Source organism: Ethanoligenens harbinense YUAN-3, assembly GCF_000178115.2.
Lineage (GTDB): Bacteria > Bacillota > Clostridia > Oscillospirales > Ethanoligenentaceae > Ethanoligenens > Ethanoligenens harbinense.
Genome location: NC_014828.1, coordinates 656572 through 668194 on the forward strand (window position 1 = coordinate 656572; position 11623 = coordinate 668194).

Annotated in this window: 17 protein-coding genes, 1 pseudogene and 2 riboswitches; of the genes and pseudogenes, 8 read left to right on the forward strand and 10 right to left on the reverse strand. The window is 49.2% G+C overall.

The features are described from left to right. The first annotated feature begins 135 nt into the window (after positions 1-135). The 5 genes from ETHHA_RS03195 to ETHHA_RS03215 all read left to right on the forward strand — a co-directional run bounded on the left by ETHHA_RS03195 (position 136) and on the right by ETHHA_RS03215 (position 3427). Positions 136-489 (forward strand): winged helix-turn-helix transcriptional regulator, encoded by a 354-nt coding sequence (locus tag ETHHA_RS03195; protein WP_013484573.1) that lies wholly within the window; start codon positions 136-138, stop codon positions 487-489. Between the two features lie 170 nt (positions 490-659). After that, positions 660-1019 (forward strand): IS66 family insertion sequence element accessory protein TnpA, encoded by a 360-nt coding sequence (gene tnpA, locus ETHHA_RS03200; RefSeq protein ID WP_013484562.1) that lies wholly within the window; start codon positions 660-662, stop codon positions 1017-1019. Then, on the forward strand, positions 1019-1369 hold the full coding sequence (gene tnpB, locus ETHHA_RS03205; protein WP_013484563.1) for an IS66 family insertion sequence element accessory protein TnpB: 351 nt from the start codon (positions 1019-1021) through the stop codon (positions 1367-1369). Before tnpA ends, tnpB begins: the two co-directional genes overlap by 1 nt. Before the next feature lie 169 nt (positions 1370-1538). Next, on the forward strand, positions 1539-2966 hold the full coding sequence (gene tnpC / locus ETHHA_RS03210) for an IS66 family transposase (protein WP_242822087.1): 1428 nt from the start codon (positions 1539-1541) through the stop codon (positions 2964-2966). 56 nt (positions 2967-3022) lie between these two features. After that, entirely contained in the window at positions 3023-3427 is a 405-nt protein-coding gene (locus tag ETHHA_RS03215) for a pyridoxamine 5'-phosphate oxidase family protein (protein ID WP_013484575.1), read from the forward strand. Positions 3428-3487: 60 nt separating this feature from the next. Here ETHHA_RS03215 and ETHHA_RS15995 read toward each other — a convergent pair whose 3' ends face one another. From ETHHA_RS15995 to ETHHA_RS16425, 9 genes and pseudogenes are all read right to left on the reverse strand, one after another. Further along, positions 3488-3751 carry a hypothetical protein gene (locus ETHHA_RS15995; protein ID WP_341349190.1) on the reverse strand — a complete coding sequence of 88 codons (264 nt, stop codon included), beginning with the start codon at positions 3749-3751 and terminating at the stop codon, positions 3488-3490. Beyond that, positions 3663-4058 (reverse strand): hypothetical protein, encoded by a 396-nt coding sequence (locus ETHHA_RS15770; RefSeq protein WP_049776535.1) that lies wholly within the window; start codon positions 4056-4058, stop codon positions 3663-3665. Before ETHHA_RS15770 ends, ETHHA_RS15995 begins: the two co-directional genes overlap by 89 nt. A 115-nt stretch (positions 4059-4173) precedes the next feature. Further along, a riboswitch (FMN riboswitch) is annotated at positions 4174-4304 on the reverse strand. A gap of 321 nt (positions 4305-4625) precedes the next feature. Further along, complete coding sequence (gene ribH / locus ETHHA_RS03225; RefSeq protein ID WP_013484576.1) at positions 4626-5093, reverse strand: 6,7-dimethyl-8-ribityllumazine synthase; 468 nt, start codon at positions 5091-5093, stop codon at positions 4626-4628. A 14-nt stretch (positions 5094-5107) separates the two neighbouring features. After that, complete coding sequence (locus ETHHA_RS03230; protein ID WP_013484577.1) at positions 5108-6307, reverse strand: bifunctional 3,4-dihydroxy-2-butanone-4-phosphate synthase/GTP cyclohydrolase II; 1200 nt, start codon at positions 6305-6307, stop codon at positions 5108-5110. A gap of 11 nt (positions 6308-6318) precedes the next feature. After that, positions 6319-6957, reverse strand: a complete 639-nt coding sequence (locus ETHHA_RS03235) for a riboflavin synthase (RefSeq protein WP_013484578.1) — start codon at positions 6955-6957, stop codon at positions 6319-6321. Further along, positions 6939-8042 (reverse strand): bifunctional diaminohydroxyphosphoribosylaminopyrimidine deaminase/5-amino-6-(5-phosphoribosylamino)uracil reductase RibD, encoded by a 1104-nt coding sequence (gene ribD / locus ETHHA_RS03240; RefSeq protein ID WP_013484579.1) that lies wholly within the window; start codon positions 8040-8042, stop codon positions 6939-6941. The genes ETHHA_RS03235 and ribD overlap by 19 nt, the downstream gene beginning before the upstream one ends. A 173-nt stretch (positions 8043-8215) precedes the next feature. Then, positions 8216-8356, reverse strand: a riboswitch (FMN riboswitch). Positions 8357-8908: 552 nt separating this feature from the next. Then, on the reverse strand, positions 8909-9613 hold the full coding sequence (locus tag ETHHA_RS14350) for a relaxase family protein (RefSeq protein ID WP_423219409.1): 705 nt from the start codon (positions 9611-9613) through the stop codon (positions 8909-8911). An 18-nt stretch (positions 9614-9631) separates the two neighbouring features. After that, positions 9632-9793: pseudogene (locus tag ETHHA_RS16420) on the reverse strand (relaxase/mobilization nuclease domain-containing protein); the annotation flags it as partial. 12 nt (positions 9794-9805) lie between these two features. Continuing rightward, complete coding sequence (locus ETHHA_RS16425; RefSeq protein WP_049776537.1) at positions 9806-10105, reverse strand: relaxase/mobilization nuclease domain-containing protein; 300 nt, start codon at positions 10103-10105, stop codon at positions 9806-9808. A 116-nt stretch (positions 10106-10221) separates the two neighbouring features. Here ETHHA_RS16425 and ETHHA_RS03250 point away from each other — a divergent pair, with 116 nt between their 5' ends. Beyond that, positions 10222-10452, forward strand: coding sequence for a hypothetical protein (locus ETHHA_RS03250; protein ID WP_013484580.1), 231 nt, complete (start codon positions 10222-10224; stop codon positions 10450-10452). A 66-nt stretch (positions 10453-10518) separates the two neighbouring features. Here ETHHA_RS03250 and ETHHA_RS15420 read toward each other — a convergent pair whose 3' ends face one another. Continuing rightward, positions 10519-10677, reverse strand: coding sequence for a hypothetical protein (locus ETHHA_RS15420; protein ID WP_013484581.1), 159 nt, complete (start codon positions 10675-10677; stop codon positions 10519-10521). A 105-nt stretch (positions 10678-10782) separates the two neighbouring features. Here ETHHA_RS15420 and ETHHA_RS16000 point away from each other — a divergent pair, with 105 nt between their 5' ends. Both ETHHA_RS16000 and ETHHA_RS03255 read left to right on the forward strand, forming a co-directional pair. After that, positions 10783-10956 (forward strand): helix-turn-helix domain-containing protein, encoded by a 174-nt coding sequence (locus tag ETHHA_RS16000; RefSeq protein ID WP_278244201.1) that lies wholly within the window; start codon positions 10783-10785, stop codon positions 10954-10956. A 207-nt stretch (positions 10957-11163) separates the two neighbouring features. After that, complete coding sequence (locus ETHHA_RS03255; RefSeq protein ID WP_041686622.1) at positions 11164-11517, forward strand: LexA family transcriptional regulator; 354 nt, start codon at positions 11164-11166, stop codon at positions 11515-11517. Positions 11518-11623 lie beyond the last annotated feature (106 nt).

The window sequence follows — 11623 nt, forward strand, 5'->3', positions numbered from 1 at the left end:
TGGTATACCTATTTCCAGAAAGTTGACACATCTTACCTTTAAATATATAATAACGATATATAACTGTAAAGTAAGCACTTGGAAGTAACATGGTATACAATATATACTATGTATATCATGCGAGGAGGATTAATTATGATCGATTTAAACAATTTGCCTCCATGCCCTGTAGAGACCACGCTATTGCTTATAGGCGATAAATGGAAGGTCATCATTATTCGTGAGTTACTAACGGGAACAAAACGGTTTGGACAATTAAAGAAATCCATCGGAACTATAACACAAAAGGTATTAACTCAAGATTTAAGGGTTATGGAAGAGAATGGACTTGTTAAAAGAAAAGTCTATGCCGAAGTGCCTCCAAAAGTAGAATATTCCCTTACGGAATTTGGAAGGAGTCTAAAACCTATTTTGGATGCAATGTATAAATGGGGAAAGGACTTTCATACCATAGTGGCAAAAAAAGAACTTTTATCTGGTATGAAATAGAAACTATGGCACTTTGAGGTGCTTACTTTACATATTGAATAAAAAGAGTTTATACGTAACCGTCAAGACCGCGCGCACCTTGTAAGCATGGTGTCGGGGAAGGTACAATGAACTTCAAAAGGGTTCAAAACATGTAATGGAGTGTTTTGGACCAAATTGGAGTGAATAAAATGGATACGCAAAAAATCGCGAGGGAGTTCCGGCTATCAGAGTGGGGCGAGGCGGTAAAGGAGCGAATAGCTGGCGGGCAGAGCGTGGACGCATTTTGCGAAGAAAAAAACATCAGCAAGGCCACCTATTACTACAGGCAGAAAAAAGTACGGGAAGCTGCCTGCATGGAGCTTATGGAGAAACAAAAGCGCGGAACCGGGCTTGTGCCGGACGGCTGGACGCAGCTTACGGAAGCAAAATCTGTTACTGCCGGCGAAGGCACCCTAGACATTGAAATCGCCGGCTGCCATATCCTTGCAAATGCCCAAACCGACCTGGAATTGCTGGCGAGAGTCTGCCGCATCCTGAGATCGCTGTGATGCAGTTCGGAGAAAAACCTGTGTATCTTTGCTGTGGGTGCACGGATATGAGGAAATCGATCAACGGGCTAATGACGCTTGTGCAGCACAGTTTTTCTCTCGACCCTTTTGTCGACGCGCTGTTCGTGTTCTGCAACCGAAGCCGTGACCGCCTGAAAATACTGGAGTGGGACGGCGATGGCTTTTGGCTGTATTTCAAACGGCTGGAACGCGGACATTTCCGCTGGCCGTCGTCAGACGAGGAAACCACAATGACGCTGAACAGTGAGGAACTGTCTTGTCTGATCGATGGCGCAAGGCTGGAGAAAAAGCTTCGCCGCAGCGAAGTTCTTGAACACAATATTTCGTAACACATCGGGATACGAAAATGCCGTTTTTTCTTGATTCTATGCGGTTTTTCCGGTATAATTAGAGAATGGAAAAACAAGAAAAACAATTGAAATACCGCTTTCTGTTTACGAGAATTTTCTCAAACAGGCGGAGCAGATTGCCGAGCTAAAACAGCAGATTCAGTGGCTGATGGAGCAATTCCGCCTGGCCAAACGTAAGCAATTCGGCGCGTCCAGTGAACAGACGGACAACGAACAATTATGTCTGTTTAACGAAGCAGAGCAAACCGCCGATTTGACCGTGCCAGAGCCGGAAACCACCGAGGTCAAGGCGCATTACCGCAGAAAGACGCGCCTGACCACCGACAAGTTGCCGGAAGATTTACCTGTTGAGACCATTGAACACGAGCTGCCGATCGAGGCGCGTATCTGTCCGGACTGCGGTTGTCCTCTGCACAAAATGGGGGAAGACATCCGTGAGGAACTGAAAATCATCCCGGCAAAAGCCGTGATTGTACGCCATGTACGGCACGTCTATGCCTGCCGCCACTGCGAGGAGTCCTCTGATCGTGTGCCGATTGTCAAGGCGGAGATGCCAAAACCCGTCATCAAGGGAGGGTTCGCATCACCCGAATCCGTCGCCCATATCGCCGTGCAAAAATTTGTGATGGGCAGCCCGCTTTATCGGCAAGAGCAGGAGTGGGCGCAAAGCGGCATTCTGCTCTCACGTCAAACCATGTCCAACTGGCTCATCAGAGCCTGTGAAGATTGGCTGGAGCCAATTTATCAGGAAATGAAGCGACAGCTATGCAATCATCAAGTCCTTCACGCAGACGAAACCACCCTTCAGGTGCTGCATGAGGACGGCAAGCCCGCCCAGAGTAAAAGTTACATGTGGCTTTATCGTACAAGCGGCGAGGCTAAGCGCCAGATTGTGCTGTATGACTACCAGCGGGATCGAAAGCATATCCGTCCGAAAGACTTCTTAGAGGATTTTTCAGGTTTTCTCCATGCAGATGGTTATGACGGATACCACAAGCTGCCTGACCGAATCACCGTGGTGGGCTGTTGGGCGCATCTGCGTCGGAAATTTGACGAAGCGCTGCAAACACTGCCGAAGGATAAACGGAAATCGTCTGACGCCGCAAAGGGGATTGCTTACTGTGACAGGCTGTTTCATTTGGAGAAACAGTTCACTTTGCTGACCCCGGAAGATCGTTTGAAGGAACGCGAACAGCAAAGTAAACCGGTGGTTGAGGCGTTCTACGCCTGGGTCGGATCGCTCCGGGAACTGCCTAAAACCCTGATGGGTAAAGCAATCCATTATGCACAGTCACAGCGCATGTATCTTGTGCGGTATCTGTTGGACGGACGGCTGGAAATCAGTAACAATCGCGCGGAAAACGCCATTCGACCTTTTGTAATGGGACGGAAGAACTGGCTGTTTTCCAACACGCCAAACGGTGCAAAAGCCAGCGCAATCTATTACAGCTTGATCGTCTCTGCCAGGGAGAATGGTCTTGTGCCTTTTGAGTACCTCACAAAGATTTTCACCGAAGCGCCCAATGGCGCGGATGTTGAAAACCTCATGCCTTGGGGGGCGTGCCCGTTGATTTGACGGTTACGTTTATACTATACGCGAAGCCAACAACAAACGTTTAGGAGGTTGACAAAATGATGTTGAGTGTTGAACCAGTATTGAAGGAAAATCCCAATGGTATCCTCGCCACGAAAAATGGTGCAATGCTAGCGACGCGTATGTTTCAGTTCTTGTTTTCGGATGAAAATAAAGCTTATTTTTGCACCAGTAGTCAAAAGCCAGTCTATGAACAACTGCAAAAAGATGCGAATGTCTCGTTTTGTACCTATGCCCCTAAGTTTGATCCCGTAGTTTCGTTAAATGGAAAGGTTCATTTCGTTGACGATATTGCGCTGAAAGATCGTGCGTTGGAAGAAAACCCGGGAATTAAACGAATTTACAAATCATCAGCCAATGAAATATTTAAACTTTTTTACATTGCTGTTGAAACAGTCAATACGTTTAGCTTCAGCGAAGGTCCGAAAACAATACACGTTTAAAATCAAGTGATTATATTCGAAAGAGTCCGACAATTAGTAGCTTTGTTTATGCAGGGCACTTTAGTCGGGCCTTTTTGTGTGATTATTCTTTTGTTGACCGCAGAAAACGTTGTCATATACGGTTGCAATGAATGATGTAGTAACGATAGGCAAGCCCGTTTCGCGGCTTGCAATCTTCAATAGTTCTAGTCCGTCCGCCTTTAAACCCTGAAATGAATAAGGTGAAGTGCGTGGCTTATACGCAATTACCACGTAAGAGATTTGCCCCTGCCAATTGAACTCTATGTGCCACTTCAACAATTTGCTTTTCACTTTCCACCGCACAGGGCCCGGCCATCCTAGCAAATTGTTGACTGCCAATTATCAAGTTGTCTTTGATTTTAATACTAGTGTTTTGAGGATGCATTTTACGGTTTGCTCTTTTATACTGTTCGTTAATACGATCAACGCTTTCCACAGTTTCCTGCGTTGCGAGCATTTCCTTGTCAATTGAAGAGACATCCCTGAATAATCCAATGGCCGTGAACTTATCTCCAGCCGAGATATTTACAGTTACATTACACTTTTCTATCAGTTGTAGAAGTCCATCAAACTTTTCCTTTGGTACGCCACTTTTTACGACTACAATCATATTGCGCCTCCAGTATGTCATTGCATAGTTCTGTGAAAAGCAAAAAGCGTCTGAAGACTATTTAGTCTTCAGGCGCTGAATATGAATAGAACGATATGGCTACTAAAAATATAGTCAAAATCCTCTTTCATCCAGACTTTACTGTCGGTCTTGGAATTTCACCAAGTCCTGTGCTCTCGCACCTGCGCTTGCGCGCTCGCGGACTATACCGCCGATTGGGGATTTCACCCTACCCTGAAGATTTATAACTTTTTAATATAATAGCACGTTTTACCATAAATTCAATCTTTTTTCCAAAAATATTAAAAATTTGTGGCAAATACACTAACACAATTAACATTGAAGTTCCGATATATGAAGAATTTAGATGTTTGTTGATTGCTCATCTTCCTCATATGTTATAGCACCCGCAGATTGCTTTATGCCACCCTCAAATTTTCTGCGCATGCTGTTAAAATGCACAGGCTAATCTGATAAATCCGGCAAGCAGGGCAACTGTGACCACAGTTGTCCTGCTTGTTTTGTGCGCTAATTTTTGATGAGAGCGTTTTTAGACAGTCCCCGTAATCATGCTTCTATCGCGCGAATCAGATTGACCATTTCAATCGCGCCTTCCGCACAGTCAAAGCCTTTGTTGCCCGCCTTGGTTCCGGCGCGTTCAATGGCCTGCTCAATATTTTCCGTCGTAAGTACACCGAACATCACCGGAACTCCACTGGCAAGCGCCGTTTGCGCGATGCCTTTGGAAACCTCGTTGCAAACATAGTCGTAATGGCTGGTACTTCCCCGGATTACAGCACCGAGGCAGATGACCGCGTCGTATTTTCCGCTTTTCGCCATTTTCGACGCGATCAGCGGAATTTCGAATGCGCCGGGAACCCATGCCACGTCGATGCTGTCCTCCGATACATCGTGGCGCTTCAAACCGTCTAGCGCGCCGGACAGCAGTTTCGAAGTAATAAATTCGTTAAAGCGGGCTGCTACAATACCGGCCCGGAACTCTTTGGATACCAGTTTTCCTTCGAAAATATTCATTTGTAAAAGCTCCTTCAATAATTAAGAATATGTCCCATGCGGGACTGCTTTGTTTTCAGATAAAACAGGTCATAGGGGGTGGCGTCCATCTGGACGGGGACCCGCTCTGCAATTTCCATACCGTAATCAGCAAGTTGATACACCTTGTCGGGATTATTGGTCAAAAGCCGAAGCGTCTTGGCCCCTAAATCCCGAAGAATCTGCGCGCCGATGAAATATTCCCGTAAATCGCCCGCAAAGCCAAGCGCCTCGTTTGCTTCCAGCGTGTCCATCCCCTGATCCTGCAATTCGTAGGCCCGGAGCTTATTGATCAGCCCGATGCCTCGTCCTTCCTGCCGCATATAAAGCAGGATGCCGCGTCCCGCCCGTTCGATCTGCGTCATGGCGGATGCAAACTGCTGTCCGCAGTCGCAGCGGAGGGAGCCGAAAGCGTCCCCGGTCAGGCATTCGGAATGAACGCGGCACAACAGGTTTTGCCCGTCCCCTATTTCTCCCTTGACCAGCGCGATGTGATGCTCTCCGTTGAGCTTGTTGACATAGCCGTATGCGGTAAAATTCCCGTATCGGGTGGGCATCTTGGCAGCAGCGACTCGCTCGACCAGCTTGTCGTGCTTTTTTCGGTAATCCTGCAAGTCTTTAATCGTGATAAAGGTCAGTCCACATTGACCCGCAAGCCGAATCAGTTCCGGCGTCCGCATCATCCGGCCATCCGCGCTCATGACCTCACAGCACAGGCCGCACTCTTTCAGTCCGGCAAGCCGCAGCAGGTCAACGGTGGCCTCCGTATGCCCGCCCCGTTCCAGAACGCCGTTCGGCTTCGCCATCAGCGGAAACATATGACCGGGGCGACGGAAATCCTCGGGTTTTGCGTTGTCGCTTACACAGGCGCGGGCCGTGACGCCCCGTTCTTCGGCAGAGATGCCCGTCGTGGTATTTACATGATCAACGGAAACCGTAAACGCCGTTTCGTGGTTGTCGGTATTCTCGGCAACCATCTGCGGAAACCGGAGCTTTTGGCAGAGCGCAACGCTCATGGGCATGCAGATCAGTCCTTTGCCGTGCACCGCCATAAAATTAACATTTTCCGTTGTGGCGAATTCAGAGGCGCAAATCAAATCCCCTTCGTTTTCCCGATTCTCATCATCCGTTGCTAAAATTATTTTTCCCTGACGCAAATCGTCAAGCGCTTTTTCGATCGTGCTAAATGCAAACATGCCGGTTCCTCCTAAAATCCATACCGGGCAAGAAATTCCTTTGAGATGCCACCCTGCCCTCCCGGTGTGCGGAGCAGCTTTTCCACATACTTTCCGATGCAATCGTTTTCCAGATTCACCGTGTCCCCGACGCGCTTTTCCCCAAGCGTGGTGTTTCGGGCCGTGTGCGGAATCACGGACACACTGAAATCCTGTTTCGTTACGCCCGCAACAGTCAGACTGATACCGTCAACGGCGACGGAACCCTTTTCGATCACATACCGCAGGATAGAGGGGGATGTGCGGACCGTGAACCATATCGCGTTTTCATCTTTCTGCACTTTACTGATGACACCGGTTCCGTCGATATGTCCCGCCACGATGTGTCCGCCAAACCGTCCGTCCAGCGGCATGGCGCGTTCGAGGTTGACTGTGCCGCCGACATTCCTGTTCAGAAGATTAGAACGCGCGGCGGTTTCGTGAATCACATCGGCGGAAAAGAAATCTTCCGCCAGTGAAGTGGCCGTCAGGCATACGCCGTTGACCGCAATACTGTCACCCAGTCTCAAACCGTCCAGAACTGCCGATGCGCCGACGGTCAGGACGGCGGAGCATCCGCTTTTTTGGATTGAGCGGATGATTCCCACTTCTTCTATGATTCCTGTGAACATGAAAGCACCTCGCTTTCCAGCAAAATATCTTCTCCTAGCCGTGTCACTTGTGGCGAGGCAAGCCGGAACGCCTGCTCCGGGCTTTCCACGCCCATCCCCGCCACCGGTGATTTCGCATTGATGCCGCCGAACAGCTTCGGAGCGACGTATGCCTGTACCTTGTTGACGATGCCGCTTTGCAACGCCGACCAGTTCAGCGCACCTCCGCCCTCCAGCAGAACGCTGTCGATCCCTTTTTTCCCTAATGCAGTCATGAGCGCCCGCAGATCGACATGCCCGTCCTTTGCTGGGAGCGTTAGCACCTCGCATCCGGCATCCCGGTAAGGGTACGCAAGGGCTTCATCCCGTGAGCAGGTGACAAGAATAGTGGGAGCCTCTCCCGTTATCCGCACAATCTGCGCGTTCAGTGGTGTCCGAAGTCGGGAATCGCAAACAATGCGGACGGGATTCCTGCCGTCCGGCAAGCGGCAGGTCAAAAGCGGATCGTCCGTGAGAACCGTGCCGATGCCAACCATGATCCCGGAATACCGGTGCCGGTCCTCCTGTGTGCGCCTGCGGGCAGTTTCGCCTGTAATCCACTTTGATTGGCCAGAGCATGTGGCAATTTTCCCATCCATGGTCATCGCATACTTCATCACAACATAGGGCATCCGGGTTCGGATAAAATGAAAGAATACCTCATTTATCCCGGTGCAGGCATCACCCAATACACCTTCCGCGACTTCAATCCCGCGCTGGCGTAAAATCCGAATTCCTTTTCCGGCAACCAGCGGATTCGGATCGACCGAACCGACCACTACGCGATGGATACCGCTTTCCAAAATCGCATCCGTACACGGCGGTGTTTTCCCGTAATGGCAGCATGGTTCCAAGGTCACATACAATGTCGCCCCCTGCGGCGGTTCCGTGCAGGAAGCCAGCGCGTTCCGTTCCGCATGCAATTCTCCGTACCGCCGGTGCCAGCCTGTTCCAATTACACGGCCGTCTTTCACGACAACGGCTCCAACCATTGGATTCGGATTGACCCAGCCGCAGCCTTTTTCGGCGTATTCCAGCGCCAGTTTCATGTAAGTTTCGTCAGACAATCGCAACACCCCTCTAAAACAAAAAATTAACACCTGAAAGCATTGGAAATGTCTTTCAGGTGTTAAAATTCAAGTGTATTGGAATGCCCTTAAAACCGTCAGGCACGGAGAAACCACTCTGACGGTATTATAAAACACTGCCGAACATTATTTCGGCATTACATACAATTTCAGCACATCTTCTTCCATCCAGACTATACTGTCGGTTTTGGAATTTCACCAAATCCTGACTTGAACGTCATGTCAAGCCCTGCGCTTACGCGCTCGCGGACTATACCGCCGATCGGGAATTTCACCCTGCCCTGAAGACATTTAAATCTATTCAGTTGTTGTATCTCATTATATGCTTATTGACAAAAAAATCAATATTTCCAGTGAAAATATATTTACAAATGCTCAGAGTGCATTTGTAGTACGCGTACTTGACCATGAGCATAAAAAACCAAGTCTGTCGGTTTTTGAAATAGGTGCGTAAGAAACGGTAGCAAGCAATGCCACCGGGGGTACCCGGTGACCGCTCATTAAGGGCATCCCGCCCCCAATCTCCTGGGCAAAAGCTGCCTTCCAGCTGTTTTTGCGAACGCCCCGTTCCGGGGTGGCTGTGCATCCCCGCGGATGCCAAAAGGTGCGCTGTCGCGCAAAACAAAAATCCCCATTTACGACTGTTTACTCCTGTCTTGCTCCCGTTGCCTGTCGGGCAGCTCTACACACAAAATCTGATTTATGTTCGCCTCACTGTCTGAAGCTCAAACTGTTCATCTTTCAGGTGGCGATATTCCTCATACCGTGCCTTTTTCTGCTCCAAAAGCCCCACATATTTCGCCTGTAACTGTGCTATCGTCGGCAGTTTGGCGGCGTACAACGCATCAAACAGCTGTTTGGCTTCCTGCCGTAAACGCAGTTCCTCCGCGTGCTCCGCCCGGTACGTTTTTCCATCCGGACGCCCTGTACGCGTCAAAGATTTTCCGTGTCTTGCTGTGGGTGGTGATGTGCTTTTTCAACGCCGCGATCTCCGTCATGCGGCCCTTCAGTTTTTGCATGCCGGATGATGCGTCGGACATGCCCTCCGTTACTACCGTCATGCGCGCAAGCAGGCCCGCGTAATCGGTAATGACATGTTCAGACAGGTAGTTGAAAGTCTTTGCCGCCTGTTTGAGATTAAAAATCTTGGCCCAGGGTTTGTAACCGGGGCCTTTTTCCATATCAATTTTAGCCTGAATATCAATAAGCAGATGGATGTTGCACACATGTTTCTGCCGCGCTTTCTTCTGCGCCGGTGTGGGCCTCTGCCGCCCTGTCAGACGTGCGTCAATCGCTTGTCCGGTATAATCCGCGCCCAGTGCTTTGGCGTGCGTGAAGCGTTGCTGCCCCGGCGCGCGGAACGAAATGTACTTGCCTCGCTTGATCTCATACCCCGCCTGCCGCATCCGGGCGAGGAAATTGTTAAAATCGGTGGCGGACGGCAGCACTGCATCAATGGTCTGACGCAGCTTCGCTTTCCAACTGGTGCCTGCCTTTTCCGCCGACCACTCTTTGCAGCTTTTGCCTTTTTCTTTCGGATGCTTGATCACAAAATAACCGTGCTCCTTGCAGAACCGGTCATTGATGGCGCGTAAAGTTTTATAGGAATTGTAATGGTTTCGAAATTTGCGTGTGGCATCCAAGACGGTGCTGTTGAAATAGACGTGCGTATGGACATTTTTACGGTCAACATAGGTGCAGACAAAAAAGCATGTTTGCCTTTTGTAAATTCCTTCACGGTTTCATAGGGCCAGTCGGTTCGCGTCCTCTGGTGTAATTTTCCCTTGCTTATAAGATTGAATAATCAGGTAAGCGATCACATCCTTCCGATGTTCACGGCGGCGCCCGGTCAGCGCCTCGTACAACTGTTTGGTCTCATAAAACTCTTTGTACGCATAGCGGGGATTGCATTGATACGGGGTAATTAACCGTCCTTCGTCGGTTTTGTACAGGTTCATGCCGTGATCTCCGCGATCTTTCAATGTTTTCATAAAATTTACACCATTGCGTCCATGAAGCGGACGGATTTTTGAAATTGCCATTAATACGGTCCTTTCCAACACGGAATGCGCTTTACTTTTTTGGGGTGTTTACGATACACTGACAAGGTCAAGAATGCGGATGGAATTTTTCAAAATCAACGAGGAGTGACTTCCATATGGCAAGAGGCGCCGCAAAATCTCCGGAAGAACGGATTTCGGAAATCGAGGACAAAAAGCTGGAATATCAGGTGCGGATCAACCGCTACCGTGAAAAAATTGCGGAGCTGGATCAGCAGATAAAAGAGTTGCAAAACGTGCAGAATCAAGAAAAACTGGACAAACTTCTGCAAGCCATCGCAGCAAGCGGCAAAACCGTCGATGAAGTCATGGAAGCCCTCAATAAATAAGATCGTGAACGAAAAAGGCGCGGCAGCCAATGCATGGTTGCCGCGCCTCACTATTTCATACAGGATTCAAGAGTCAATAAACATATCTTCGGTCGTTTGCTGTGCCCGCTTCAAAAGCTGTTTTGCCTGTTCAATGTCCGGCGACACCATCCTCTCCCGCTCAAGTGACATGAGCGCATCCGTCAGTGCATTGAATAATGTTTTGTATGCGGATTCGTAATCCATAACGCAGCCCCCTTTGTGCATTTGTTTATGGCTATTATAATAGCTATAATGGTGAATGTAAGGGGGCGCTGTCCAGTGATTACATTCGCACCATTATGGAGAACAATGCAGGAGAAAGGCGTCACGACCTACACGTTGCGTGTGAAGCACGGTATGAGTCATGCAACTGTCCAACGTCTTCAGCGGAATATGCCGGTTTCTACCATTACCTTAAACCGGCTTTGTGAACTGTTGGATTGCTCGCTGACGGAGATTGCGGCGTACATCAAAGAATCCTGATCAAGCGTCAAGGGGACGTCATTGAAAAAAACTTACAGGGCATAAAATGGTCAAAGCAGAATTACCTATTTACCAATTTACGCATGGTGCTTATCATGCAGATAGGGTATATTGTACCTTTTAGGAGATGAGATAAGATGCCGCGCAACCACAGGAGGAATTTACCGCTACGTCGATGAATTTTATCGGGACAATGGATATACGCCGTTGCTGGCGCAGGTTGGGAAGACGGTCAGGATGTCCTCGCGTTCCGCCGTCCAAAGGCGGATCTGGCAGCTTGCGGAAGATGAACGTCTTATAAACGCCGGAGGGAAATATCTGTCTGCCGGGGCGCAGGCTTTGTCTGATGTGCGGATGGTGCCGGTGCTGGGAACGATTGCCGCCGGTGTTCCCATTGAAGCCATCGAGGATCTGGACGTCTATGTTGCCGATCTGCCCATCTTATCATCTTCTTTCATACCCCAATTTTGTAACACTTTACCTGTGAATACAGCTTCTAAGGTGGCTGTTTCTCAACCGCAGGATAGGGCGACGCAGAAGTGCGACTTGAGCGGCGGTTAAGGTTGTACACCGAAACTGATAGCGGAAGCTGTCCGCTTCGGGGATAGCAAAAGAGATAAATTTCAGGGGTTTGGGGGCAGAGCCTTCAGATGGCCTTTGGTTGCGT

Coding starts and splice junctions, on each gene's coding strand:
- ETHHA_RS15770 (WP_049776535.1), bottom strand. CDS start 4,058: ATGATTGTAGTCGTAAAAAGTGGCGTACCAAAGGAAAAGTTTGATGGA.
- ETHHA_RS16000 (WP_278244201.1), top strand. CDS start 10,783: ATGCAGGAGAAAGGCGTCACGACCTACACGTTGCGTGTGAAGCACGGT.
- ETHHA_RS15420 (WP_013484581.1), bottom strand. CDS start 10,677: ATGGATTACGAATCCGCATACAAAACATTATTCAATGCACTGACGGAT.
- ribH (WP_013484576.1), bottom strand. CDS start 5,093: ATGAATATTTTCGAAGGAAAACTGGTATCCAAAGAGTTCCGGGCCGGT.
- ETHHA_RS16425 (WP_049776537.1), bottom strand. CDS start 10,105: ATGGCAATTTCAAAAATCCGTCCGCTTCATGGACGCAATGGTGTAAAT.
- tnpA (WP_013484562.1), top strand. CDS start 660: ATGGATACGCAAAAAATCGCGAGGGAGTTCCGGCTATCAGAGTGGGGC.
- ETHHA_RS03250 (WP_013484580.1), top strand. CDS start 10,222: ATGGCAAGAGGCGCCGCAAAATCTCCGGAAGAACGGATTTCGGAAATC.
- ETHHA_RS03235 (WP_013484578.1), bottom strand. CDS start 6,957: ATGTTCACAGGAATCATAGAAGAAGTGGGAATCATCCGCTCAATCCAA.
- tnpC (WP_242822087.1), top strand. CDS start 1,539: ATGGAGCAATTCCGCCTGGCCAAACGTAAGCAATTCGGCGCGTCCAGT.
- tnpB (WP_013484563.1), top strand. CDS start 1,019: ATGCAGTTCGGAGAAAAACCTGTGTATCTTTGCTGTGGGTGCACGGAT.
- ETHHA_RS03230 (WP_013484577.1), bottom strand. CDS start 6,307: ATGTTTGCATTTAGCACGATCGAAAAAGCGCTTGACGATTTGCGTCAG.
- ETHHA_RS03215 (WP_013484575.1), top strand. CDS start 3,023: ATGATGTTGAGTGTTGAACCAGTATTGAAGGAAAATCCCAATGGTATC.
- ETHHA_RS03195 (WP_013484573.1), top strand. CDS start 136: ATGATCGATTTAAACAATTTGCCTCCATGCCCTGTAGAGACCACGCTA.